At 39.8% G+C, this 23,388-nt stretch carries 25 protein-coding genes; 16 read left to right on the top strand and 9 right to left on the bottom strand.

Going from position 1 to position 23,388, the window contains the following annotated elements; genetic code table 11:
• Positions 1-3 precede the first annotated feature (3 nt).
• A complete protein-coding gene (locus CWB65_RS12585) occupies positions 4-867 on the bottom strand; it encodes an MBL fold metallo-hydrolase (RefSeq protein WP_008130559.1) in 864 nt (287 codons plus the stop codon).
• Between the two features lie 104 nt (positions 868-971).
• Between CWB65_RS12585 and CWB65_RS12580 the strand changes: the two genes are divergently transcribed.
• Positions 972-1,859, top strand: a complete 888-nt coding sequence (locus CWB65_RS12580) for a LysR family transcriptional regulator (protein WP_008130557.1) — start codon at positions 972-974, stop codon at positions 1,857-1,859.
• 134 nt (positions 1,860-1,993) lie between these two features.
• Entirely contained in the window at positions 1,994-4,330 is a 2,337-nt protein-coding gene (locus CWB65_RS12575) for a S9 family peptidase (RefSeq protein WP_008130555.1), read from the top strand.
• Between the two features lie 224 nt (positions 4,331-4,554).
• On the opposite strand, the gene CWB65_RS12570 is transcribed toward CWB65_RS12575, so the two are convergent.
• On the bottom strand, positions 4,555-4,866 hold the full coding sequence (locus CWB65_RS12570; RefSeq protein ID WP_008130547.1) for a hypothetical protein: 312 nt from the start codon (positions 4,864-4,866) through the stop codon (positions 4,555-4,557).
• Between the two features lie 109 nt (positions 4,867-4,975).
• Here CWB65_RS12570 and nhaR point away from each other — a divergent pair, with 109 nt between their 5' ends.
• The 7 genes from nhaR to CWB65_RS12535 all read left to right on the top strand — a co-directional run bounded on the left by nhaR (position 4,976) and on the right by CWB65_RS12535 (position 11,925).
• Complete coding sequence (gene nhaR / locus CWB65_RS12565) at positions 4,976-5,869, top strand: transcriptional activator NhaR (RefSeq protein WP_138740719.1); 894 nt, start codon at positions 4,976-4,978, stop codon at positions 5,867-5,869.
• Positions 5,870-6,376: 507 nt separating this feature from the next.
• Positions 6,377-7,351, top strand: a complete 975-nt coding sequence (locus CWB65_RS12560) for a DUF1852 domain-containing protein (protein ID WP_138740718.1) — start codon at positions 6,377-6,379, stop codon at positions 7,349-7,351.
• A gap of 31 nt (positions 7,352-7,382) precedes the next feature.
• Entirely contained in the window at positions 7,383-8,423 is a 1,041-nt protein-coding gene (locus CWB65_RS12555; RefSeq protein ID WP_138740717.1) for a methionine synthase, read from the top strand.
• Positions 8,424-8,900: 477 nt separating this feature from the next.
• Positions 8,901-9,872 carry a hypothetical protein gene (locus CWB65_RS12550; RefSeq protein ID WP_138740716.1) on the top strand — a complete coding sequence of 324 codons (972 nt, stop codon included), beginning with the start codon at positions 8,901-8,903 and terminating at the stop codon, positions 9,870-9,872.
• Between the two features lie 2 nt (positions 9,873-9,874).
• Positions 9,875-10,225, top strand: coding sequence for an STAS-like domain-containing protein (locus CWB65_RS12545; protein ID WP_138740715.1), 351 nt, complete (start codon positions 9,875-9,877; stop codon positions 10,223-10,225).
• 10 nt (positions 10,226-10,235) lie between these two features.
• Positions 10,236-10,706 carry a hypothetical protein gene (locus CWB65_RS12540; protein WP_138740714.1) on the top strand — a complete coding sequence of 157 codons (471 nt, stop codon included), beginning with the start codon at positions 10,236-10,238 and terminating at the stop codon, positions 10,704-10,706.
• Between the two features lie 547 nt (positions 10,707-11,253).
• A complete protein-coding gene (locus CWB65_RS12535) occupies positions 11,254-11,925 on the top strand; it encodes a haloacid dehalogenase type II (protein WP_138740713.1) in 672 nt (223 codons plus the stop codon).
• Between the two features lie 74 nt (positions 11,926-11,999).
• Here the strand turns inward: CWB65_RS12535 and CWB65_RS12530 are convergent, their stop codons facing one another.
• Positions 12,000-12,866 carry a LysR family transcriptional regulator gene (locus CWB65_RS12530; RefSeq protein ID WP_008130527.1) on the bottom strand — a complete coding sequence of 289 codons (867 nt, stop codon included), beginning with the start codon at positions 12,864-12,866 and terminating at the stop codon, positions 12,000-12,002.
• Between the two features lie 108 nt (positions 12,867-12,974).
• Here CWB65_RS12530 and CWB65_RS12525 point away from each other — a divergent pair, with 108 nt between their 5' ends.
• From CWB65_RS12525 to CWB65_RS12515, 3 genes are all read left to right on the top strand, one after another.
• Entirely contained in the window at positions 12,975-13,475 is a 501-nt protein-coding gene (locus CWB65_RS12525) for a lactoylglutathione lyase family protein (RefSeq protein WP_008130525.1), read from the top strand.
• Between the two features lie 199 nt (positions 13,476-13,674).
• Positions 13,675-14,118, top strand: coding sequence for a GNAT family N-acetyltransferase (locus tag CWB65_RS12520; RefSeq protein ID WP_008130523.1), 444 nt, complete (start codon positions 13,675-13,677; stop codon positions 14,116-14,118).
• 57 nt (positions 14,119-14,175) lie between these two features.
• On the top strand, positions 14,176-14,664 hold the full coding sequence (locus tag CWB65_RS12515) for a GNAT family N-acetyltransferase (RefSeq protein WP_033025563.1): 489 nt from the start codon (positions 14,176-14,178) through the stop codon (positions 14,662-14,664).
• Between the two features lie 295 nt (positions 14,665-14,959).
• Here CWB65_RS12515 and CWB65_RS12510 read toward each other — a convergent pair whose 3' ends face one another.
• Positions 14,960-15,556 carry an HD-GYP domain-containing protein gene (locus tag CWB65_RS12510; protein ID WP_004589546.1) on the bottom strand — a complete coding sequence of 199 codons (597 nt, stop codon included), beginning with the start codon at positions 15,554-15,556 and terminating at the stop codon, positions 14,960-14,962.
• A 361-nt stretch (positions 15,557-15,917) separates the two neighbouring features.
• Complete coding sequence (locus tag CWB65_RS12505; RefSeq protein WP_008130520.1) at positions 15,918-16,598, bottom strand: hypothetical protein; 681 nt, start codon at positions 16,596-16,598, stop codon at positions 15,918-15,920.
• Between the two features lie 107 nt (positions 16,599-16,705).
• On the opposite strand from CWB65_RS12505, the gene CWB65_RS12500 reads away from it, so the two are divergent.
• The 3 genes from CWB65_RS12500 to CWB65_RS12490 all read left to right on the top strand — a co-directional run bounded on the left by CWB65_RS12500 (position 16,706) and on the right by CWB65_RS12490 (position 19,543).
• A complete protein-coding gene (locus CWB65_RS12500; protein ID WP_138740712.1) occupies positions 16,706-17,581 on the top strand; it encodes a LysR substrate-binding domain-containing protein in 876 nt (291 codons plus the stop codon).
• Positions 17,582-18,042: 461 nt separating this feature from the next.
• Positions 18,043-18,666, top strand: a complete 624-nt coding sequence (locus tag CWB65_RS12495; RefSeq protein WP_039037322.1) for a fused MFS/spermidine synthase — start codon at positions 18,043-18,045, stop codon at positions 18,664-18,666.
• Positions 18,659-19,543, top strand: a complete 885-nt coding sequence (locus CWB65_RS12490; protein ID WP_138740711.1) for a spermidine synthase — start codon at positions 18,659-18,661, stop codon at positions 19,541-19,543. Before CWB65_RS12495 ends, CWB65_RS12490 begins: the two co-directional genes overlap by 8 nt.
• A gap of 53 nt (positions 19,544-19,596) precedes the next feature.
• Here CWB65_RS12490 and arfB read toward each other — a convergent pair whose 3' ends face one another.
• Entirely contained in the window at positions 19,597-20,010 is a 414-nt protein-coding gene (gene arfB / locus CWB65_RS12485) for an alternative ribosome rescue aminoacyl-tRNA hydrolase ArfB (protein WP_006793276.1), read from the bottom strand.
• 211 nt (positions 20,011-20,221) lie between these two features.
• On the opposite strand from arfB, the gene CWB65_RS12480 reads away from it, so the two are divergent.
• Positions 20,222-20,791 carry a hypothetical protein gene (locus CWB65_RS12480; RefSeq protein WP_006793277.1) on the top strand — a complete coding sequence of 190 codons (570 nt, stop codon included), beginning with the start codon at positions 20,222-20,224 and terminating at the stop codon, positions 20,789-20,791.
• A 62-nt stretch (positions 20,792-20,853) separates the two neighbouring features.
• Here CWB65_RS12480 and CWB65_RS12475 read toward each other — a convergent pair whose 3' ends face one another.
• From CWB65_RS12475 to CWB65_RS12465, 3 genes are read right to left on the bottom strand one after another with little or no spacing between them, the layout of a single operon-like run.
• Positions 20,854-21,600: an SDR family oxidoreductase gene (locus CWB65_RS12475; RefSeq protein ID WP_171047588.1), complete on the bottom strand. Its 747-nt coding sequence runs from the start codon at positions 21,598-21,600 to the stop codon at positions 20,854-20,856.
• A gap of 10 nt (positions 21,601-21,610) precedes the next feature.
• Complete coding sequence (locus tag CWB65_RS12470) at positions 21,611-22,315, bottom strand: histidine phosphatase family protein (RefSeq protein ID WP_138740709.1); 705 nt, start codon at positions 22,313-22,315, stop codon at positions 21,611-21,613.
• Positions 22,315-23,388 carry a phosphotransferase family protein gene (locus CWB65_RS12465; RefSeq protein WP_058429324.1) on the bottom strand — a complete coding sequence of 358 codons (1,074 nt, stop codon included), beginning with the start codon at positions 23,386-23,388 and terminating at the stop codon, positions 22,315-22,317. The genes CWB65_RS12470 and CWB65_RS12465 overlap by 1 nt, the downstream gene beginning before the upstream one ends.

Genomic DNA, 23,388 nt, shown 5'->3' with positions numbered 1-23,388 from the left:
CAATTACCATTTCATTTCGCCTTTATGAACTTTAGCACCAATGCTAAGAGCCATAGGTAATACAGCCTCTGGGTATGAGTTGGTCATTTTATCTATCAGCAGCTTACTGTTATCACTATTTTGCTTAGTGTGTGCAAAATCCTTTAAATACTGGATTGAAAAATCGATATTTGCAGCATCTAATTGAGTGCCTGCTTTCATATGCCCAGGGATCACCACGTCAGGTTTAAGTGCTTTCATTTCATTAAGTTGTTTTGCCCATGCATTTTGCTCTGCTTGAGTTTGTGCATCGGCCATCCATAAATGAACATTAGCGTATACAGCCACATTTCCTAAAATAGCTTTGTTATCAGGTATCCATAAATAAGGACGATGATTATGCTCACCCTCTGTGCCACGAATTTCTATGCTGTGGCCTTCTATTTTTAAGCTATTACCATTAAATACCTCAGGAACAACGGGGTTTTTTGGGGCGTTTCCCCCCATTTTTGGCGTCCAGAAAGCAAGTTTACCTTTAAGCTTTGCTGCTATTTTTTGGTGCACTGCCGGTGTGGTTATAATCTTTGCGTCAGGAAAAAACTGCTGTAACACTTCAGCGCCAAAGTAGTAATCAGGATCGGCTTGGCTAATAAAAATAGTTTTTAGTTGTTTACCAGAGTCAATTACTTTGGCGGCAATGCGCAGTGCATCTGCTTTGGTAAATCCGGTATCAATTAAAATTGCATCGGTATGGCCATAAACCAGCGTGGCATTAACATGAAAGCTATTGCTGTCAGCGTTATACACATCAAGGGTTAGTGGGGTTTCGTCTGCAATAGCGATATTGCTGGCTAATAGTGTGCTTAGTAAAAGAGTGCGTAGGTTCATAGTATTCTCATCATTGGTTGCTAATGCGAGCATAATAAAGGTTTGATATGTTCAGAAAAACAACCAATAATTAGCATCATTGTTTCATAAATCGTGCAAATACTATGGATAAACTCACCGCAGCGCAGGTTTTTGTGGATGTTGCCTACTCAGGCAGTTTTACTGCCACTGCCGATCGGCTTGAAATGTCACGCCCTATGGTTACTCGTCATATTGAGTCGGCAGAGGCCTGGTTAAATACGCGCTTATTGCATCGCACTACCCGTAAAGTAACGCTTACCACCGCCGGCGAGGCCTGTTTACCCGAAATAGAGCAATGGTTAGCACAGGCTAACCGTTTAGTTGAACAAACTAAAAGCCAGCAACAGTTGTCAGGTAAAATACGAGTAGCGACCAGTATGTCGTTAGGTTTTGCACAATTAGCCCCTATATTTACACGTTTTATGAAACGTCACCCTAACGTGCAAATAGACATAGATCTTGAAGACTCAACCACAGATCTAATAGAGCAACGTGTTGATTTAGCAATACGTATTGCAGCCAATCCTGATCCTTCGTTAATAGGTAAACCTATTGCCGAGTGTGAATCTATATTAGTGGCCTCAGCCAGCTACCTTGCTGATTATCCGCCAATAACGACACCACAACAGTTAAGTGCTCATCAGTGTTTAGGCTATAAAAACTTTGACCGATATATTTGGCATTTACACAACGGGGATGAGTTTCAATCAGTTGATGTTAAATGCAATTTAAGTGCAAACGAGGCCACCACATTACTTCATGCAGCCATAGCCGGTGGTGGTATTTCAGTACAGCCTACGTATTTGGCAAATCAATATATACTTGATGGTCGCTTGCAGCGTGTATTAGCGCCATGGACATCAAACCTAATGAAAATATATGTGCTTTACCCTTCTCGTCAGCATTTATCGGCAACAGTAAGAGCACTAATCGACACGCTCAGTGATGAATTTAAAAATCCAGCATGGTAATAAATTATAAAAGTTTGGGTTTAAACCATAGCTTTGTGCGTTAAGCATGCTGATATTCTGTAGGTTATTTTGTTACAGTAAATGTCATAAGCGCCTTAATCTATAAAGGTCAGCAGACCCAAGGAACAATAACAATGAATCTGATCAAAACATCGGGCTTGGCACTGGCCATTGTTGCGGGCTTAGGCTTGCAAGCATGTTCAAGTACCAGCATAACAACCAACAATAATGCAGCGATGAGTACCGTGAATAATCCATTAAGCCTAGCGCAAATTTATAAAGATAAAGAATTTAAAACCCAGCGTAGCACTTACTTTAAATGGCTAGACGATGGCACTGGCTACACCGTACTTGAAGAGCGCGAAAGCGAAAAAGAAAAAGCAGACGATAACAACGCCGATGACGAAAAAGAGCACGGCGTTAAAGGTAACGACATTGTATTTTACAATGCTGACGGTACAGGCCGTAAAGTACTGGTTGAGTTTGAAAAGCTGTTGCCAGAGGGCGCAGACGAGCCATTTGCAATCGAAAGCTATCAGTGGTCAAAAGACGGTAAATGGTTGATGGTATTTACCAACAGCGAGCAAGTTTGGCGTTCGCGCAGCAGAGGCGACTTTTGGTTACTTAACCTTGGGACCAACCAATTACAGCAATTAGGTGGTAAAGACGTTGAGCCAACTAAGTTAATGTTTGCTAAGTTCTCGCCAGATAGCTCAAAAGTGGCTTATGTACGCGATAACAATATTTATATGCAAGCGGTTGGTAGTAACGATGTAACCGCGCTCACAACCGATGGCAGTGCCACCATTGTTAACGGTAATTTTGATTGGGTATACGAAGAAGAATTTACTATTGCCGATGGTTTTCGTTGGAGCCCCGACAACAAATCAATCGCCTATTGGCAGCTTGATACCAGTGACGTTAAATTTTTCACTATGATCAACAACACTGACGAACTGTACCCTACCCTTAAAGAATTCCCTTATCCTAAAGCGGGTGAAACCAACTCTGCCGTGCGTGTTGGTGTGGTAAGCCTTGCTGATAAACAAACCCGTTGGGCAGAACTTGAAGGCGATAACCGCGACCGTTATATTCCGCGTATTAGCTGGGCAGGCACCGGTAATGAATTAATGATTCAAGACTTAAACCGCCCTCAAAGCCATAACAAAGTGTGGTTGTTTGATTGGAAAAAGCAGCAACTGACCAAGATTTTAGAAGACAAAGACGATGCGTTTATAGAATGGTTTTATAAAGCCAACTGGTCAAAAGACGGCGAGTTTTTTATTTGGCATAGCGAACGCGACGGTTGGCGTCATCTTTACCGTGTATCGCGCGATGGCAAAACTATTATCGACCTAACCCCAGGCGATTACGACATTATTGATATGCTGAGCATTAATGAAGACAAAAACGTGATGTATTTTATTGCCTCGCCAAACGATCCTGGTCAGCGTTATTTATACAGCACACCGCTTGATGGCAGCAGCAAACCGGTACGGGTCACACCTGCTGAGTTTGAAGGTTCAAACAGCTACTACATGTCAAAAGATGCCTCATGGGCAATGCACACTTACTCTAAATTTGGTACGCCACCGACTAAAGAGATCATTAAAGTGAGCGATCATAGTAATGTAAAAACCTTAGTTGAAAATACAAAGCTTAAACAAAAACTGGCTGAACAAAGCTTACCAAAGCATGAGTTTTTTAAAGTAAACGCGCAAGATGGCACCGAGCTTGACGGCTACATTATGTTCCCAGAGAACATGGATAAAAGTAAAAAATACCCAATTGTGTTTTACGTATACGGCGAACCATGGGGCTCTACTGTGCAAGACCGCTGGGAAGGCAACAGTTACTTGTATAAATCACTGTTAACGCAAAAAGGCTTTATTGTGGCATCGGTTGATAACCGTGGCACACGTGCACCAAAAGGCCGCGATTGGCGCAAATCGATTTATAAAAAAATTGGCTCAATTACCGTACAAGACCAAGTTGACGCCCTAGATGCTATGGCTAAACGCTGGGGTGTAATAGACACCGACCGTGTTGGCGTATGGGGACATTCTGGGGGCGGTAGTTCAACCCTTAACTTGTTATTCCGCCACGGTGATAAATTTAAAGTGGGCATTGCCTCAGCACCCGTGCCAGACATTCGTTTGTACGACACCATTTACCAAGAACGTTATGCGGGCAACCCAAATACAGACCCTGATAGTTATGATAACACCTCGCCGATTACCTTTGCTAAAAACCTAACCGGTAAGCTGTTGCTTATTCACGGTACGGGCGATGATAACGTGCATTATCAAGGTTCAGAGCGATTAATTGACGAGCTTGTAAAGCACAATAAGCAGTTTGAGTTTTTCTCATACCCAAACCGCTCACATAGCTTACGTGAAGGCAAAGGAACCACCTTGCATTACCATACTATGATGGCTGACTTTTTTGAAAAGCACCTACTAACCAAGTAACCGCTTTAAAAAGTAAAATACTAAAGCCGCACACTAACTATTAGTGTGCGGCTTTTTTAATTAAAGTGTAACGAGGGTTTACAAAGCGTTCGTTGGGTTGATTGCAACAAGACCTAACAAGGAAATACTGCTCAATGGTAATAATTGAATCGTTTAATACTAAAGATAGCTTGGAATTAGAGATACATTAAAAAAGTAGCATCCTTGCTACTACAAGTGCGATATTAAGAGCTTGGTTGCGAAGGTTGATACTTATTAACGAGAATGTGCTGCAAACTTTTAAGTGCACGCTTTATCGCTTGCAGCATACTTCGTCCTTTTGTATTTACATTAATACTGGGTAGCCCAGGTACAAGAATATTAATTTTGCACTGCTGCAAAGTGCCGTGGCGATCACTCGAAAGATCATTTATTTGAATCTCCACTTTGCGAATATTTAAAGCATGTTTTGCCAATTGTGTTTTGATCAGCTTTAAAAGCGACATCTTTTCACTTGCGTTAATTATCTTGTTTTTAACTGTAAGTTTTAGCTTCATGCAATTACACCTTTTAATAGTACCTATGTTGCAGGCATGACTGTAATCTACTAACTTAGAGGCAAAGGAAAAAGCTGATTATTTCTTACTTTAAAACAGGTATTTTCGAATGATTACCAACATCAATTACAATCACTTATATTATTTTTGGCAAGTAAGTAAGCACGGCAGTATTGCAGCGGCGAGTAAAATACTTAATTTAACGCCGCAAACGGTCAGCTCACAAATTACTAACTTAGAGCAACGACTAGGAAAACCACTGTTTGTTCGCCAAGGGCGAGGCCTACAGTTAACGGAGTTTGGCCATGTTACACAGCAGTACACTAATGATATGTTTGCTATTGCTCACGAATGGCTCGAAACCACGCAAGGTGATACCACGCACTATTCACGAACGTTAAAGGTCGGTATTTCAGATGTGTTACCCAAATCACTGGTGTCAAAGTGGCTAGCCCCTTTAATTAATAACGACCGTATTACCAACTTACACTGTATTGATGGCCAACAAGATGAACTGCTTGCACAAATGGCGATTCATAAGCTTGATTTAGTGTTAGCCGATAAACCGCTCGATACCACTTTATCGTTTAAGGCGTTTTGCCATGAAATAGGCAAAAGCCAAATCGCTCTTTTTGGAAACAAAAAATGGCATACGCAGCTACATAAGCAGTTTCCGCAATCTTTAAATAACAAGCCTTTAGTGCTGCCTGCAAAAGAAAGCCCCGTTGCGCGTGCTATGTATTATTGGCTGCAAGAACACAAGATTGAAATGACAATAGCTGGCCATGTTGACGACAGCGCATTAATGAAGTCGTTAGGTGAACAAGGGTTTGGCATATTCCCTGCGCCTATTTCGGTAAGAGCCGAAGTAGAGCGTCACTACGACGTTAATTATATTGGTACAATTGAAAATGTTTATCAGCATTATTATGCTTTTACGCCCGACAGGCTTATTAAAGACAGTATTTACGATGAATTTATAAAGCACGCTCAAACAACGTAAGCTTAGCGCTCCTCGTCACGTGGTTATCAATGTGTTTAATTACGCGCCCTATTTTTAAATACTACATTGTATTTAAAAAATAAACATTTCCTCATTTAGCTTTATATTAAATTTTTAACGTGGGTTGTGACTTTTAAATCATTAAATTAATTAGACTTTATTAAATAGCAGACCTACCAGTACAAACGATAAGCGTGTTCTAAAAGCGTTGAATATTATTCAGGTTTTATATGAATAAACTGCATAGCTTACTTTGTTAAATAGAAATCTAGACGTCTAATTTGAGTTTTACCCCTCATCAGCAACTAATCAATATTGCTAACTTAATGAATTCACTCAAGCGTGAATCTGTCTCATGTTTTACCTGAAATAAACCCGTTTTTCTTCATGCTGCATACCGCGTATAAATTCATTAACTCTGCAAAGCATCACTACTGCTTAACCGTTATATCGGTTTAACAACCAATTAATAAAAGCAGTAACCACTCAAATTGAAAGGATACGGCTATGAGCACTGATCTTACATTTACTATTAAAAGCACTAGCTTGGATGAAAACTACCACCCATCAAATAACACACGTATTACAACCAATTTCGCTAATTTAGCAAGGGGCGAAAGCCGCCAACAAAACCTGCGTAATACCCTAAAAATGATCAACAATCGTTTTAATGCACTGGCCAGTTGGGATAACCCACAAAGGGATCGTTACGAGGTTGAGCTCAAAATCATTTCGGTTGATTTAGACATTGCAGGCAGTGGTAAGGTATTTCCGTCAATTGAGGTATTAAAAACCAATATTATTGACCGCCAAACCAACGAGCAATTTGAAGGCATGGTGGGTAATAACTTTTCATCGTATGTGCGCGACTACGACTTTAGCGTGTTATTGCTTGAGCATAACAAAAGCAAACCGCAATTTAGTATCCCTGATAACTTTGGTGACTTACACGGCAAGTTGTTTAAATGCTTTGTAAACTCAAATACCTATAAACAGCACTTTAAAAAGCCACCGGTTATTTGCTTAAGCGTGTCTGATAACAAAACCTATCAGCAAACCGAAAATTTACACCCTATTTTAGGCGTAGAGTATCAGCCTAATGAGTCATCGTTAACAGAGCAATACTTTAAAAAAATGGGCTTACAAGTGCGCTACTTTATGCCACCAAACAGCGTTGCACCGTTAGCGTTTTACTTTTTTGGTGACTTACTCAACGACTACAGCAACCTTGAACTAATTAGCACCATTAGCACTATGGAAACGTTTCAAAAAATTTATCGTCCAGAAATTTATAACGCCAACGCCGCCGCTGGTAGCCGTTATAAACCGAATTTAAAAAATGACGATCATTCGTTAACGCAAATTGTGTATGACCGCGCAGAGCGAGGTCAATTAGCGGTTGAGCAAGGCAAATTTACCGAGCAGCACTTTATTAAGCCTTATCAGTCAGTACTTCAGCAGTTCTCGGCAAGTATCGCTTAATCACACAACAAAATTAAAGGCAGCATTTATAATGAAAAAACTATTACCCACATCATCAGCAGGCAGCTTGCCAAAACCGTCATGGCTTGCCGAACCCGAAACCTTATGGTCACCGTGGAAACTAAAAGGCAGTGAGCTGGTTGATGGCAAACATGACGCCCTGCGAATTGCTCTGCACGAGCAGCAAACCGCAGGCGTAGATATAGTCAGCGATGGCGAACAAACACGTCAACACTTTGTAACCACCTTTATTGAGCACTTAAATGGCGTTGATTTTGAAAACCGTAAAACAGTTAAAATTCGCGACCGTTACGACGCCAGCGTACCCACAGTGGTTGGCCCTGTGTCTCGTACTAAATCGGTATTTGTTGAAGACGCCAAGTTTTTACGCCAGCAAACCAGTCAACCAATTAAATGGGCACTGCCTGGGCCAATGACCATGATCGACACCCTGTATGACGATCACTATAAAAGCCGTGAAAAACTAGCATGGGAATTTGCTAAAATACTCAACCAAGAAGCCAAAGAGTTAGAAGCCGCAGGGGTCGACATAATTCAATTTGATGAACCCGCTTTTAACGTGTTTTTTGATGAGGTAAACGACTGGGGCATAGCCAGCCTTGAGCGAGCTATAGAAGGGTTAAAATGCGAAACCGCCGTGCATATTTGCTACGGCTACGGCATTAAAGCCAACACCGATTGGAAGAAAACCCTCGGCACCGAGTGGCGACAATACGAAGAAGTATTCCCTAAGCTGCAAAAATCGAATATAGATATTATTTCGCTAGAATGCCAAAACTCACATGTACCCATAGAGCTACTAGAACTGGTACGCGGTAAAAAAATAATGGTAGGCGCAATTGATGTAGCCACCAACACTATAGAAACCCCTGAAGAGGTGGCCAGCACCCTACGCGAAGCACTTAAATATGTAGATGCCGATAAACTCTACCCATGCACCAACTGCGGCATGGCCCCCCTGCCCCGCGACATCGCAAACGGCAAACTTAACGCCCTAAGCAAAGGCGCAGAGCTTGTACGTAACGAGTTATTAGTAGCTAATGTCGCTTAATTTTTAGTTACAGCTGCTGCAAAAAAGCCACACCTTAGCACATGTTGAGGTGTGGGTTTTTTAATCAAAATGTAACGGGGGTTTACACAACGAGGTAAAAGGTTAAAGGTATCAGGAGAAAGGTTTTAAGTTTGTTGAATATTGGTTGGGTTGAGTGCAACAGAACCTATTAAATAATGACATATGAAGTCAATATTAGATTCATTTGGTTTGCAAACTCTTCAAATATAATGTTTGTAATTAAAGAAACGGTTACTTGCTATAAATAGTGTTGAGAACAGAGAATAGCTTGTTAATATAAGAAACGTTGCAACCAACAGGGTATATATATATCATTGATTTAGTGAGAACTATCATCTTCATAAAGCTAAAAGTTAGTACTTACATTAAAATTAAAAAATTTAAAGGAAAACCCCTTTAAATATCGCTTAATCTTCAAATGCCTCAGGGGTTAAGGTTAGATGAAAGGATATTTTAGTGCTCAATACTAACATGACTCATCCGTTAAATAGTGTAATAGAATTCCTAAAAAGTAATGGTATTGTTTTTGATATAAAGACTAAAGGGCGAGTAGAAATATTTTCACCTGAGTTCATTGATGTATACTCAAATGATGGCAGGTATGAAACGTTAACTTTTATCAACTCAATTCATCATATTGTATTTCGCTTTCGTTTAAAATTGCATATAAACTTTGAACATCTTGAAAGAATGTCTGCAGCAGCGGCGGTAATGTTATTTGCAGAAATTACGTCAGCTCAACTAATTGCTAGTGAGCCAGACGTGATTACTTTTTCTCAACCAAAAAGTAAAGGTGCTAAGAAGGTCTTTTCTGAATATGATTTTTACAAAGCAATTAAACCAGGTTCATTAAAAAAAATCGAAAGTTTATTTAAGCAAAATTGTTTTTTTCAATCCGGTACAGAACCTGTAGCACATGCGAAGTCTGCAATTGAAGCTTTAAAAAGATCGGGACTTACTGTTGTTAAATCAGAAGCGCACATTTTCCAAGCAAGCATACTAGAGGCAATGTCTAATGTTAGGCATCATAGCTACAAACCTGACACAAATGAACAAAATAAAAGGTGGTGGCAATTCGCCCACTTTGACAAAAATAACTCAGCCCTACATTTTGTTGTATATGATAGAGGCAGGGGTATACCTTCAACAATGTCCACAATTAGTCCGGACCACTATAATGAGGGTCAAAGAATTGAACATGCACTTGTCTTAGATGTCTCAAGTAAGATAGATGAACCTGGGCGAGGTAAAGGTTCTAGAGAAATCTTAAGAACATACGATAAAAACCATGATACTAGTTTATTGATTTATAGTGGAAAAGGCATATATTATAGGGATAAAGAAGATGATATTAAAATTGTAGAAGAAGGACAATACCCTATAAAGGGAACTATTATAGAATGGCAAATCCCATACAAAGCAGGATGATCATGTTTAAAAAACTTTCAAAAGATTTTTCTAAAATTCCATTTGGTCGTTCAAAGATCGATGGAAAAGATAATGGCACGAAGTTCAGAGAAGTGCACTTAAGAAAATGGGTTTCTGATTGCTTAGCGTCTGATGAACATTTGGAGCTAGACCTCAATGACCTAGATATTCCAATGACCTCTTCATTTATGGAGGAATCTTTTGGTGGACTTATAAGGTTTGGCTATGTAGAAAAAGCAGATTTACTGCGTATCTTAAAATTAAAATCAGATGATATGTCATATATTTATGAAATTAATGAATATATCTCAAATGCTATACAAGACCCTAGTGCAATAAAATATGATATGTAGGGAATTAGATATGGAAATCACTCCTGTAATAGTAAGTATTTTATGTTCGGCTATTATTGCTTTTATTGGCTGGCATATATTATTTAAAAATGCAAAAAAGTTAGCTTCAAGGTCTGAAACTTATACTATTATTTCTTCAATAAATTCTTTACTAAAAGAAGTAAAAAAAGCGAGTGATGACTTTTGGCTCAAAAAGAAAAATAACGATTCACCAATAGCTTATGATACTTTCGTAGCGTTAAAGCTTAGAGAGGTTCAGGATCTTCTAAAAGTACTATCAGGTAGGCATCTGAATTCGGAGGATGGCGCTAAAGCTATTTTCCCTGTCAGGAGCGCTTGCACTTTAGAAAGCACTAAGGCATTAAAAATTACTGATGATCAAGAGAGAGCGAAAATATTGAGAAGTATTTATGGTGTCATCTCTTCATGTGAGGCCGAAGTTTATAAAGCTTTTGAAAAAAAATATCCACCATTAAACTGATATATCAAAATAATTCATTTCATTGAAAAAACCTCTTACTAAATCTGTTTAATTGCCTATTGTTACTCCTCATCTAGGGTTAAGGGTAGGTGATTATATATGAAAGAAATATAATCTTTTGCTAAACCAAAGGGGTCTAAACCAAATGAAACCAAATGAAACCAAATGTGAAACCAAATGGGTCAAATCTTGACTTCAGACATCAAATTTATTGACTGACCCGTTATCCTTATTTTGCCTATTAGATAAAGTCTAAAGCAATCAGATAAATCAGTAACCCTCTACTTTTAGCTATTACTTAATTTGATTTATAACTTGCACTTATAAGCTCAACAGCCGTTCTAGCCATTCTAAAACGAGCGAGTATCTCTGGTTTGAAAGCGCTGTTTCTTTAATTAAAATGTTGCGGGGTTTCTGTTAGCGTTTATAGCGTGGGTGTTGTTGCTGTACCTTATTATATAACAAATCAACAACGTTGAGCAGTTGTTCAAAGTAAGTTAAGATCGAAACAATTAGGCTACAAGTAACTTAAATTTTGGGAGCAAACATGGCAACCACACTCGCATTTGACGTATACGGCACGCTAATAAACACCCACGGCGTACTATCTTTACTTGAAAATATGATTGGCGATAAAGCACAAAATTTTTCAAATACATGGCGTGAAAAACAGTTGGAGTATTCGTTTAGGCGCGGCTTAATGCAAAACTATGTTCCGTTTTCAGTGTGTACTAAACAGGCGTTAGACTACGCTTGCCTAGCGCACAAAACAACACTCTCTGATGATCAAAAACAGCAATTGCTTGAACAATATAAAATTTTACCCGCCTTTGACGATGTTAAAAAAGGGCTTGAGCAACTTAAAGCAAAAAATTACCGGTTGTTTGCATTTTCTAATGGCGCTGCTGATGCGGTAAATACTTTGCTCGAAACGGCAGGCATAAGTGATTATTTTGAAGGCGTAGTAAGCGCCGACGATATAAAAACATTTAAACCAAACCCAGGTGTTTACAGCCACTTTTTACGCGAGGCAAATTCAACGGGTGCTAACACGTGGCTTATTTCGAGTAATCCGTTTGATATAACCGGCGCTATTTCGCATGGCATGCGCGGTGCGTGGATAAAGCGTTCTGAGGATTCTATTTTTGACCCATGGGAAATTCAGCCAACCACCATTGCAACCGATTTAGTTGATTTAAAAGCCAAATTAGTAAGTTAAAAACGAGCCCCTTTTTTGAGCCTTATCAAAAACCAACGCTGTAAAGGGGCTTTACGGGCGCAGTTATACGCGCCCTAGCCTGATTTTATTGCTTCAATTACTGTATTCATGCGCTTTGCCATTGGCCTATTACGGTGATGGCACACATAAATATTTTCGCTAATCGGATTAGCTAAGTGGTGCGTTTTTATCAGTCCGGGTTTATTAAATGCGCTAACAGCATGCGCAGGTAAAACCGTAAAACCCAACCCTAAACTTATCGGCTCCAGTATTAAACTTATTTGGTTAGAAAACCCCGTTTGCTTAATTTGATCAACATGCTCAAACTCACTGTAGTTTTCGCTAAGTAATAGCTGCGCGTGGTGTTTTGCATCGGGGTGGCCAATAAAGCCAAGCTCACATAAAACCTCCCATGTTGGGTTTTTAATATGTGCAGGGGTTACTAATAATAAAGCTTCTTTACCAATTTTGTGGCTAGTAACTTCGCTAAGGGTTGGCGCTTGAGTTAAAAAGCCAATATCTGCACTGTGATTTGCCACCGCTTGTTCAACACTGGTATTGGGAGCAAAGCGGTAATCTATTACTAGCTCCTTGTGCTCTACCTGCATTGCTAATAATTGATTGTAAAACTTTAGCCCACAACTACCAGGCGATTGTATTTTTACTAAACCGCTGTAAGGCGAGTCATCTTTTAATTGCTGCTCTAAAAACTGCCATTCTTTTAATAACAAGCTGCCTTGTTGATACAAGTTCTGCCCATGGACGGTAAGGGTAAATTGTTTGCCGTGGCGCTCTAATAGCGCGCAGTTTACTTGCTGCTCTAGCTTTTTAATATGCTGGCTCACGCCTGATTGGGTCATAAAAAGGCGCTCGGCGGTTTGGGTAAAATGATTTACCTCAACCAACGTACAAAACGTGTTTAACCATGTCGGGTTTATCATTACAAAACGTACTCAAAATGATGATTAATGATAATTTTACTTAATAAGTACAGGTTCGTAAACTAACTCCATCAACTTAGATAAGTCACACGTTAAAGAGGAAGCATTATGAGTCATACATATCCACGTAGTTTTTCGCACATTGGTATTTCAGTACCAGATGTTGAAAAAGCCGTAGAGTTTTACACTAAGGTGATGGGCTGGTACACCATAATGGAGCCTACCGTGATCACTGAAGATAACAGCCCCATCGGCGAAATGTGTACCGATGTATTTGGTCCAAATTGGGAAAAATTTAAAATAGCGCACCTTTCAACAGGCGACCGTATTGGTGTAGAAATTTTTGAATTTAAAGACCAAGAAAACCCTAAAGATAACTTTGAATACTGGAAAACCGGTATCTTTCATTTCTGTGTACAAGACCCAGATGTAGAAGGCTTAGCGGATCGTATTGTTGCTGCAGGTGGTAAAAAACGTATGCCAGAGCCACGTTACTACTACCCTGGCGAAAAGCCATACCGCATGATCTACATGGAAGACCCGTTTGGTAACATCCTTGAGATTTACAGCCACAGCTACGAGCTTATTTACAGCGCAGGCGCTTACTAAACATAGCTAATCTAAAAAAGTTTAGCTAAAAACAAAGGCCGCAGTATTTATTTACAGCGGCCTTTTTGTTTTAAATAGACTTGTAGATTATTAATTTGGCTAATTTAGGGTTTATAAAAATCAATATCTTCATTTGATTGATTATAGGTACATTCATTGGTAGCTTACTAATTACACAAAGTTTCTCTAAAGGAAAAACATGAATTTGTCATTGGAAGACATCACCGCCGATAACTACGAAGCCATATGCGATTTAGAGGTTGCTAAAACACAAGAAGAATACGTGGCATGCAATATGTGGTCATTAATAGAGGCGCACTACAATAGCGGTTATACCTGTAAAGCTATTTACTTAAATGGTGTACCAGTAGGCTTTTTTATGTGGGTACAAGAAACCCCTACAAAGGTTTCTATTTGGCGCTTTATGGTAGATCAAACTCATCAAAATAAAGGCATTGGGCGCAAAGCACTGGCTATGGCAATTGAAGAGATTAAAGCAACTCCTAAGCTTAAACAAATCGAGATTTGTTATAACCCGCAAAATCCTGTTGCTAAAAACTTTTATACAAGTTTTGGGTTCGAAGAAGTTGGCCTCGATGAGGATGACGACGATATGTTAGCGGTTATTAAAATTAGCCGTTAACTCATTGATAAGTAGACCGCTAATTTTAAGGAATAATAATAGTTGAAAGGAAATACTGTGATCATAAGATCATTTTCAGAGAACGATTTTTTAGCCGTTCAAAATATTTATCAGCAAGGTATTGATACCGGCAACGCGACTTTTCAAACTAAAGCGAAAAGTTGGCAACAGTGGAATAGTTCTATGCTCAACTATTGTCGTCTTGTAGCAGTTGAGGATGAAAAGGTGCTTGGCTGGGCCGGGTTATCTGCCGTTTCTAGCCGTGAGGTATACTCGGGCGTTGCCGAGGTAAGTGTATATGTTGCAAACCAAGCCCAAGGTAAAGGTTTAGGGCACGCATTGCTTTGTGCACTCATTAATGAATCAGAAAGCAACGGTATATGGATGCTACAAGCCAGTATCTTCCCTGAAAATACTAATAGTATTGCTTTACATGCTCGCAATGGTTTTAGGCAGGTTGGAAACCGAGAGAAACTAGGTAAATTAAATGGTGTGTGGCGCAATGTAATTTTAATGGAAAGGCGCAGCGCCATAGTGGGTTTATAATCACACAAACAGCGCAATAAGTACGTATGTGCCTTTGACTAGTATTAAACCATATTAGCGGCCATTGTGGCCGCCGAAAAAACTAATCACTAAAGCAAAATATCTTGCCAATTATTATCAGTATTCTAGGTTATCAAGTGACTGCTGAGTGCCATTTGCAGACATTAGCAACGCCTGAGCTCAGGTGCATTTGAGACAACGCCTGCTTTTGCGTTAGCAAAAAAGTGGGTGGCGGATCAAATGTCATCTGCAGAGACTTTTTAGGCAGCGTTCACCGTATTCTAGGAACGAGCGTTTACGAGGCACGTGCCGAACTGGCCTTTATGACTTTTGTAAACAACAAAAAAATATTTGGATCAAACTTCGTGTCCACTTCATGCTTCAAGATATTCATAGTTTCAAGGTGCGATTTAGCCATGCGGTATGGCCTGCTAGTCGTCAGTGCATCATACGCATCAATGATCGAAAGTATTCGACTACTCAGGGGAATATCGGCACCAGCCAGTCCGTCTGGGTATCCGCTTCCATCAAATGCTTCATGATGATGTCTGACAATAGACGCGACCTCGTCTCTGTTTGTCAGGAATGTCTCACTAATTATTCTCTCACCGATAACCGAGTGAGCCTTTATCTCTTCCCTTTCATCAGGTGTGAGCTTTCCAGGCTTCGAGAGAACAGTATCACGAACTCCAATCTTACCCACGTCGTGTAATTGACTGGCAATACGCAAGTCATCTAATGAGGGGGCACTCAAATCGGCCGCACGCCCCACTTCCAACGCAAGCGCACAGACGCGGTCACAATGGCCTCTAGTATACGCATCGCGCGCGCACAATGCCGTAATGAGTGATGGGTAAGCATTTTCTTGATCTGGTGCGAGGGCAAAAGCCATTGAATATCTCTCCTTGTTCAGCAACGCCTAACAATTTAATAGTGCGCTCATCACGCATATTTTTGCTGACTTCAAGATCATCTATCCACATTCCAACAAATAACCGAGGGTATTTCAAGATTTTAAATAAATTTAAATGTAGGATATACGCGTTGCTCGTTTGCTTGACTATATGAATAAACGACACAACTTTATCTATTAATTAGCCCTAAATTTAGCCATCCTCAATGACCGGTTATCGCTCATAACAGCCAGTCATGCATTTATAATCTTTCCATCTAAACGCTAACTTCAGGTATCAGCCACTACACGTCACGCTTCAATATTTAGCAGTGGGTGTCATTGTATATAGGGCTATAGATTAATTAACTGCAAAATCGCGAGTTTCTAAATAGCTTGGGGCGCTTTTAAAACAGGCCTTCAGCTTACTGGTAAGCGCTGTGGTTACTGGCGCATCACACTTTAATTCTCCGTTATATTTCCCGTTAGTTAGTGCTACTAAAATTAACGAGTCATAGCTTGGTTTACTTTGTATTTTATGAATAACCAACCCTCGCCCTGCAGATAGCTTTATTAAATCAAACTCTGCTTTTGTGGGTTTTGTTAAAGCGAGTTTTTTAATGTATAGCGGGTTTTTAAAAGTCAGCTTTGTCGAAAACAGAGCTGTACCACCGCGCTCAAAATGGCCATTAAACACAGTGGTATTTAATGTGGGTGTCATCTTATTTATTAATAAATTTAAATCAAATTTAGTGGGTAAAATAGTGATCTGAGTTTGTTTTTTTAGTGATTCGTTCAGTGCCTTTTTAATTATTTTAAGGTGGGTGTCATTGGTAGTAACTTCGTACACTATTTGGTAGTTGTGTGGGGGGGCGTATAAAGGCATGTGGCTGGCAAGTATTTTATCGCCGGCTAATATAAGCGCCATGCCATGAAACCCCACATAACTGTGGGTTTTATGTGTGTTGTGTGCATTGTGCTGAGGGGCGCTTGCAAGTGCTGCGCTCGACAATAAAATAAAAAATAGCAGTATGTGTTTCATGTTAATGCTCAAAAATAAATATAGCGCCACTATAAGCTGATTTTTATATATAAATAATCGATAATAAGTTGTTAGTTGTTTCCTATTAATCAATACGGTTTGGTGCTATGCATTTAGATGACATTGAAAAAGTAATTCATATGGCGAGTTCGCAAAACCTGCACACAACCGCTAAGCATTTTAATATTACTCCTGGGGCGCTGTCTAAAACGCTAAAAAAGGTTGAGGCAAACTTAGCCACTGAGCTGTTTAATCGTGTGGGCAAAACTTTAGTACTTAATGATAAAGGCAAAGAGTTTGTTAAGCACAGTAGCGATTTAGTTCATAATTACCAGCAGCTTACTAGCCGTTTTAAAAGCGATAATCATAAATTTAATGCAGTTATTGCAGGCCCTGCAATTTTACTTAAAAGTGGTTTAAAAAAGTTACTTATCCCTCTTGGCAACCTGCCTTGTTCGGTACGTATTAATAATGTATTTGAAGGTGAAGCTATAAGCCAAGTTGCATCAGGCGCTGCGCATATTGCGCTAGTAACTCGCGAGGCATTAAAAAACAGCTCACATACTAATTTAGTAGCGGTTGATGTATTTAATACTGGGTTTAGTGTGGCTGGAGCTGCTGATCATCAGCTAGTACAAACTGGCTCTTTAACGCTTAATAAAAATCAATTACTGCACGCAGCTTTTGCATGCCCTTTGTTTTCACCCCTGTGCGGCCTTGAGCAAGGAATAGGCTCCGACGGCTGGCAAGACGATATTGCACCGCGCAATATTGTATTTAGATGTAGCGATTACAGTGCACTAATAGAGGTAGTACAAAATGGTTTGGCGTTGGCGTATTTAGCAAATTTTGTGATTGATGATTTAGGGTTTACAAAATTAACTGTAAAGGGGGTTAACAGTCATTACAGTGAAGACATTGTGTTAATTTATAAACCATCGAAGGCCGATGGGTGGCTTAATAAACTTATGTATTCGTTATAAAAAGCGCTTTAGCCACTACACTAAAGCGCTTTAGGGTGAAAACTACATTACAAAATAGCAAGGTGGTTAAAAATACTAACCCGCAATAATACTTAATTACTTTGCGGGGCTAAAGGTGGAAATACCTGCGTAAAAAAACTCTTATTTACGACTGCACAGATGCAGAAGGTAGAGCAAAGCAGGAGAAATTGCCGAGAGCAACTAAATAACAAATATTTTGGCTGGCTATCAACACGTTTTTCCACACTTAAGTAGATCACTTAATCAAGCGAAATGGTACAAGTACAATTAACCGACAATACAACAAAGTAAATTGTGTTATATTATAACAAAAATGATAGCGCAATAAATTAATAAGCAATACTTTTTTTATTCCTACAAACGGCTAATTATTACACTAGCGACTCTGGTGGCATCACGTTAATATGGTGCTCTACTTATAGTTACATAACGATAAAAACATGACTTTAAAAACAAACGCTTTGATTTACTTTTTAGCCTTTTGCAGTGGCTTTTGCATTATGGGGATTGAGCTATTAGGAGGGCGTATTTTAGCGCCTTACTTCGGCAGTAGTGTACATATTTGGGGCAGTATTATTACTGTGTTTATGCTTAGCTTGTCGTTTGGTTACTTGCTTGGCGGTAAGCTAAGTACAAAAAATGCGTCGCTGACTAAATACGGATTAATATTTTTAGTTGCGAGCATTATGGTTGTGCCTATTACGTTGTTTGCTGAGCCCATAATGGAATTTATTTTTACCCATATTGAAGATAGCCGTTATGGCTCGTTACTCGCTTCTACTGCGTTGTTTTTTATTCCAACCATTATATTAGGTATGATTTCGCCGTACTCAGTAAGGTTGCTGGTTACCGACAGCGAAAGAAGCGGCCAAGTTGCAGGTATTTTGTATTTTGTAAGCACGCTTGGCAGTGCCTTGGGCACTATTATTACCTCTTTTTACTTTGTACTCGCGTTTGATGTAAACACCATTATTAGTGCCTTTGCTACTACGTTGGGTGTGCTAGGTGTTGTTGCAATTGCTGTAAACAGTGTTGCTAATAATAAGGAGCTTGCGCATGCTTAAATATGTATTTTTAGCACTTAGTGTGTTTTCAGGCGCTGCTTTAGCTAATGTTATTCACGAAGAGCGCTCTTTATATCGCAATATTATTGTTGATGAAACTCGCGATTTACGCTGCTTAAAATTTAACACTAAAAGTAGCCAAACAAGTCAAAGTTGCATGTACAAAAACGACCCCGACAAGCTCGTTTTCAACTACACAAAGCTTACTTTTGCGAGTTTATTAGTAACCGAAAACCCTAAAAATGTATTAATTATTGGGCTTGGGGGAGGCACATTGTCGAATGTTATTCATGAGTTATACCCTGCGGCTAAAATACACAATGTAGAAATAGACCCCGCTGTATTGAGTGTGGCTCGCGACTACTTTAGCTTTATTGAAAACGATAAAGTGACATCTAGTGTTCAAGATGGCCGTATTTTTATTAAACGCGCGGCTATTAAAAAGAAAAAGTACGATTGGATCATTCTTGATGCGTTTAACGGTGACTACATTCCTGAGCACCTGTTAACCAAAGAGTTTTTTGAAGAGGTTAAAGGTGTGTTGGCTGATGGCGGCGTAGTTGCTGCGAATACATTTTCGAGTAGTAAACTATACGAGCACGAGTCGGCAACTTACCATAGCGTGTTTGGCGATTTTATTAACGTAAGCCGCGCTAATCGAAGCAACCGTATTATTTTAGCGGGTTTTAAAGCTATGCCAACTAAGGCTCAACTTAACGAACGTGTTAAAGCGCTTGGGCCCAAGCTTAAAAAATATGATGTAGATATAAACGCCATAAGCAATTACATGCAGTACACACAAGATGAGCAAGATTGGCCTAAAAATACCAAAATTCTAACCGACCAATACTCTCCTGCTAACCTACTTAACTTTTAATATGTAATGCGCCTTGCACTGATATAGTTAGGCGCATCCATTTAGGTTTATTGCTAAAACTTAATATTACCGCGCAATGCTTTTGTTTGGCCGTGTTTAGTTTTTTTATCCATGCGTTTACGCTGCGAATTACGGCTTGGTTTAGTTGCACGGCGGGCTTTATTGACCTTGGTAGCGCTTAATATGAGATCTTTTAAGCGTTTTAACGCGTCTTCGCGGTTAAGCTCTTGGGTACGGTGGCTTTGTGCTTTAATGATGAGAACGCCCTCTTTAGTGATCCTCGAATCGTTTAAAGCAAGTAAACGTTCTTTATAAAAGTCTGGTAATTTAGAGCGATTAATATCAAAACGTAAATGAATAGCGCTGGCGACTTTGTTAACGTTTTGGCCACCGGCACCTTGAGAACGAATAGCGGTGAGCTCTAATTCCCACTCATCAATAGTGACTGTATTTGAAATTGTTAACATTGCATTCAGTTTCCGTTGTTAAAAATGCATTGTACCATTTGTACATTGACTTAGGGTGAATAAGCTAAATAGGCGGTTAATGCAAAGTTGAGTAAGCATTTACGCCAATAAATAAATTTAGATTGGCATAGGCAATTATTTAGTTTTTAATTGCGCAGCCCTTATACGGGCCTAATATAATAATCGATTTTCGATAATAGGAAGTACCTGCATGAAAAAATTACTTGTATCACTGAGCTTGTTAGCAATGAGCTTTTCTGGTTTTGCTAAAGATATCACCGAAGGTGATTTACAAAGCTACATGAAAGCCTTACCTGCTGTAACAAGCTGGGCGAGCTCTCAAGACGCGTTAAAAAACGTAGACTTAGGCAGCATGCTAGGTGCAACCGCAGATCAAACTACAGCAGAGCAAGGCGCGCTTGCAAATACAGCCCTCAATATGATTAAAGAGCAATCACTGTATAAAAGCTTTGCGAGCGTAACAACTCGCTATGGCTTTACGCCTGAGCAGTTAATTACCGTGGGTTCTGAAGTGTCTATGGCATACATAGAAAACCTTAAATCGGGTTTGTCTGATGAAAATAAAGAAACAGCAAACAAATTAATGGGTGGTTTTCAAAGCATGAAAAGCGCTAAAGATAAAGGCGCTACATCGTTAATGGGTTCGTTAGGTAATGCGTCAAGCGCTGCTGATACAACCGAGTCACTTGTTAGCGAAAGTAATTTAGCATTAGTAAGTGAATACATGCCACAGCTTAAAAAGTTGTTTGCACTTTTATAAGTATTAAACAATTAAAAAAGGTGGCATTTGCCACCTTTTTTAATACCTAAAATTTATAACACTCAAGACATTTTACGAATTGTACTCAGCGGTGCTATGCGTAAAATCCAATGCAGGAATGCCCACGGCCAGCTTGGCACAAAGCTGTTGGCTTTTTCTTTATTTATTGCTTTTACCAGTGCTTTGCAGCCAGTTTCGGTATCAACAATAAACGGCACTGTTTTTACTTTTTCGTTTATTTCGCTTCTTATAAAACCTGGATGTACACAGCTTACTTTTATAGGCGTGTGCATTACATCTATGCGTATGCCCTCACTTAATGAGGTAATAGCCGCTTTAGTGGCAGCGTAAACGGTCATGGCGCGCCTAAAACCACGTACAGCACTAATAGATGAAATAGTCACTAAATGACCATGGTTTTGCGCTCTAAAAATTTCCATTGCGGCTTCAGCTTGCGCAAGTGCGGCCACAAAGTTAGTTTGTGCGGTTTGTTTATTGGCATTAAAGTAACCCGTACCAATAGAAGAACCCTTGCCCATCCCTGCATTTATAATTACTCTATCAAGGCCGTTTAGCTCTTCTTTAAAGGCATTAAATACGCTAAATACTTGTTCGTGATCGTTAACATCAAGCACTTTTATGCTAATGGTTATATTTGGGTTTATTTGTTCAAGCTCACTTTTTAGCTGCTCTAACAGCTCAAAGCGCCGAGCACATAAAGCAAGATTACAACCTTGTTTTGCAAACTCCTTTGCCATGCCTTTGCCTAAGCCTGAACTTGCACCTGTTATTAGTATGTTTTTGCGCATAATTAGATCCTTAGGTGTATGTAATTAATTTTTGTTGTAGGTGGCATTCTAAAAAGTGATGCTCGTTTAAACTACTTATCGTTAATTTTTGATTTTTTCCTTTGCCGCGCGCCACTACTTTGGTTACGCCTGCGTTTACTAAGCTCCAATTAATATCAATAAAGCGCTCGAGCTTTAGCCCCATTAAATGGCTGGTTATAATGCTAATAGGCCCGCCAGAGGTGTAAATAAGTACTTTTTTACCGTGGTTTTCATTGGCTATTTGTTCAAATGCGCCCAGTACACGCGCAGTAAATGCATTAAAGCTTTCGTTATATTGAGTGCTGTCGGGATTGAGTACCCATTGCTGTATGGCGCTAATAAATACCGTTTTAAAGTATTCCATAGGCTCGGCTTGCTTGCTAAGTACCGCCCGAACTTGGCTTGGGGTGGCAAGCTGTGGGTTATAAACGGCTAAAATATGCTCGTGATCGTATTCGTTTAATCGCGCATCGTTTATTACCACAGGCGTATTATTAGCACTTGCTAAACTAAGCTCTGCGGTTTGATTATGGCGCAGCATAGTGCCTGCAAATACAGCATCGGGTGTTAGCTGCTTTTGAGCTAAATATTCAGCCAGTAGTGTGGCTTGCTGTTGCCCTTTTCTTGAGAGCGTATCGTAATTATCAGCCGAAAAACTGGCCTGCCCATGGCGTACTAAATATAAAATACACATTAGACTTTACCTTGGTTATTAATGGCTTTTTTACAGCGCCATAAAAGGTAATGTACAAACACCCAAAAGTGTTTAAAGGCGGGGTTTTTAGTTTGCCCATGGTGATAGCGGTAATAAATTTGCTGCACAATGCCGGCAAGCCTAAATAGCCCGTACACTTCGTAAAAGGTAAAGTCATCTACGGTTATATTCATTTTTTTACAGTAGTAGGCCACTACTTCTTTGCGCGTTAGCATACCCTCTAAGTGAGTGGGTTGACGGCGCGTGGCTTGGGCTAAAAAGTCATCTCCTGGCTCTACCCAGTAAGCCAATGTATTGCCCAAATCCATCAATGGGTCGCCAAGGGTGGCAAGTTCCCAATCTAAAATACCCAATACGTTGGTGTAGTCGTTTGCATCAAGCACAACGTTATCAAACCTAAAATCGTTATGTGTTATACAAATACGCTCGTTACTTGGCATGTTGTTTTCAAGCCACTTAATGACTTTTTTACCGCTGGGTACATTCCAAGTTTTGGCTTTAGTAAAGCGCTCGCTCCAGCCGCTAATTTGGCGCTGGGTGTAGCCTTCGCCTTTGCCTAAATGACTTAAATTGGCCTGTTTGTAATCTACTTTGTGTAATTCTACTAGGCAGTCGAGTACGTTTTCGCACAGCTTTTTAGTGCGCTCGGGCGTGGGGGTTAATCCGCGTGGTAAATTTTTACGCGGAATTATCCCCGTAAGCTTTTCCATAACGTAAAAATCGGTGCCGAGTATGTTTTCATCGTCGCAAAACGCCTCCATATTTGGCACATAGCCGTAAACTGGTTTTAGTGCCTGCTGAAGTTTAAACTCGCGGCCCATATCGTGTGCGCCTTTGGCTTTGGTGCCTTTGGGCGCACGGCGTAAAATAAGCGATTGCTCTGGGTATTCTAAGCAGTAGGTCCAGTTTGATGCCCCCCCTGCGTATTGAGTAACACTTGGCTCGCCAGTTAATTGTGTAATGTGTTGCTTAAGCCAGGCATCTACTTTTTGTGTGTCGAGCTCTTCGCCTTGGCGTACGTTTTTGGCTTGATCTAATAATTGTGTGTTCAT

This window comes from Pseudoalteromonas sp. S554 (assembly GCF_005930865.1).
GTDB classification, from domain to species: domain Bacteria; phylum Pseudomonadota; class Gammaproteobacteria; order Enterobacterales; family Alteromonadaceae; genus Pseudoalteromonas; species Pseudoalteromonas marina.
Note: the sequence above shows the minus strand (reverse complement) of the source record. Positions and strands in the feature narration are given on the sequence as shown.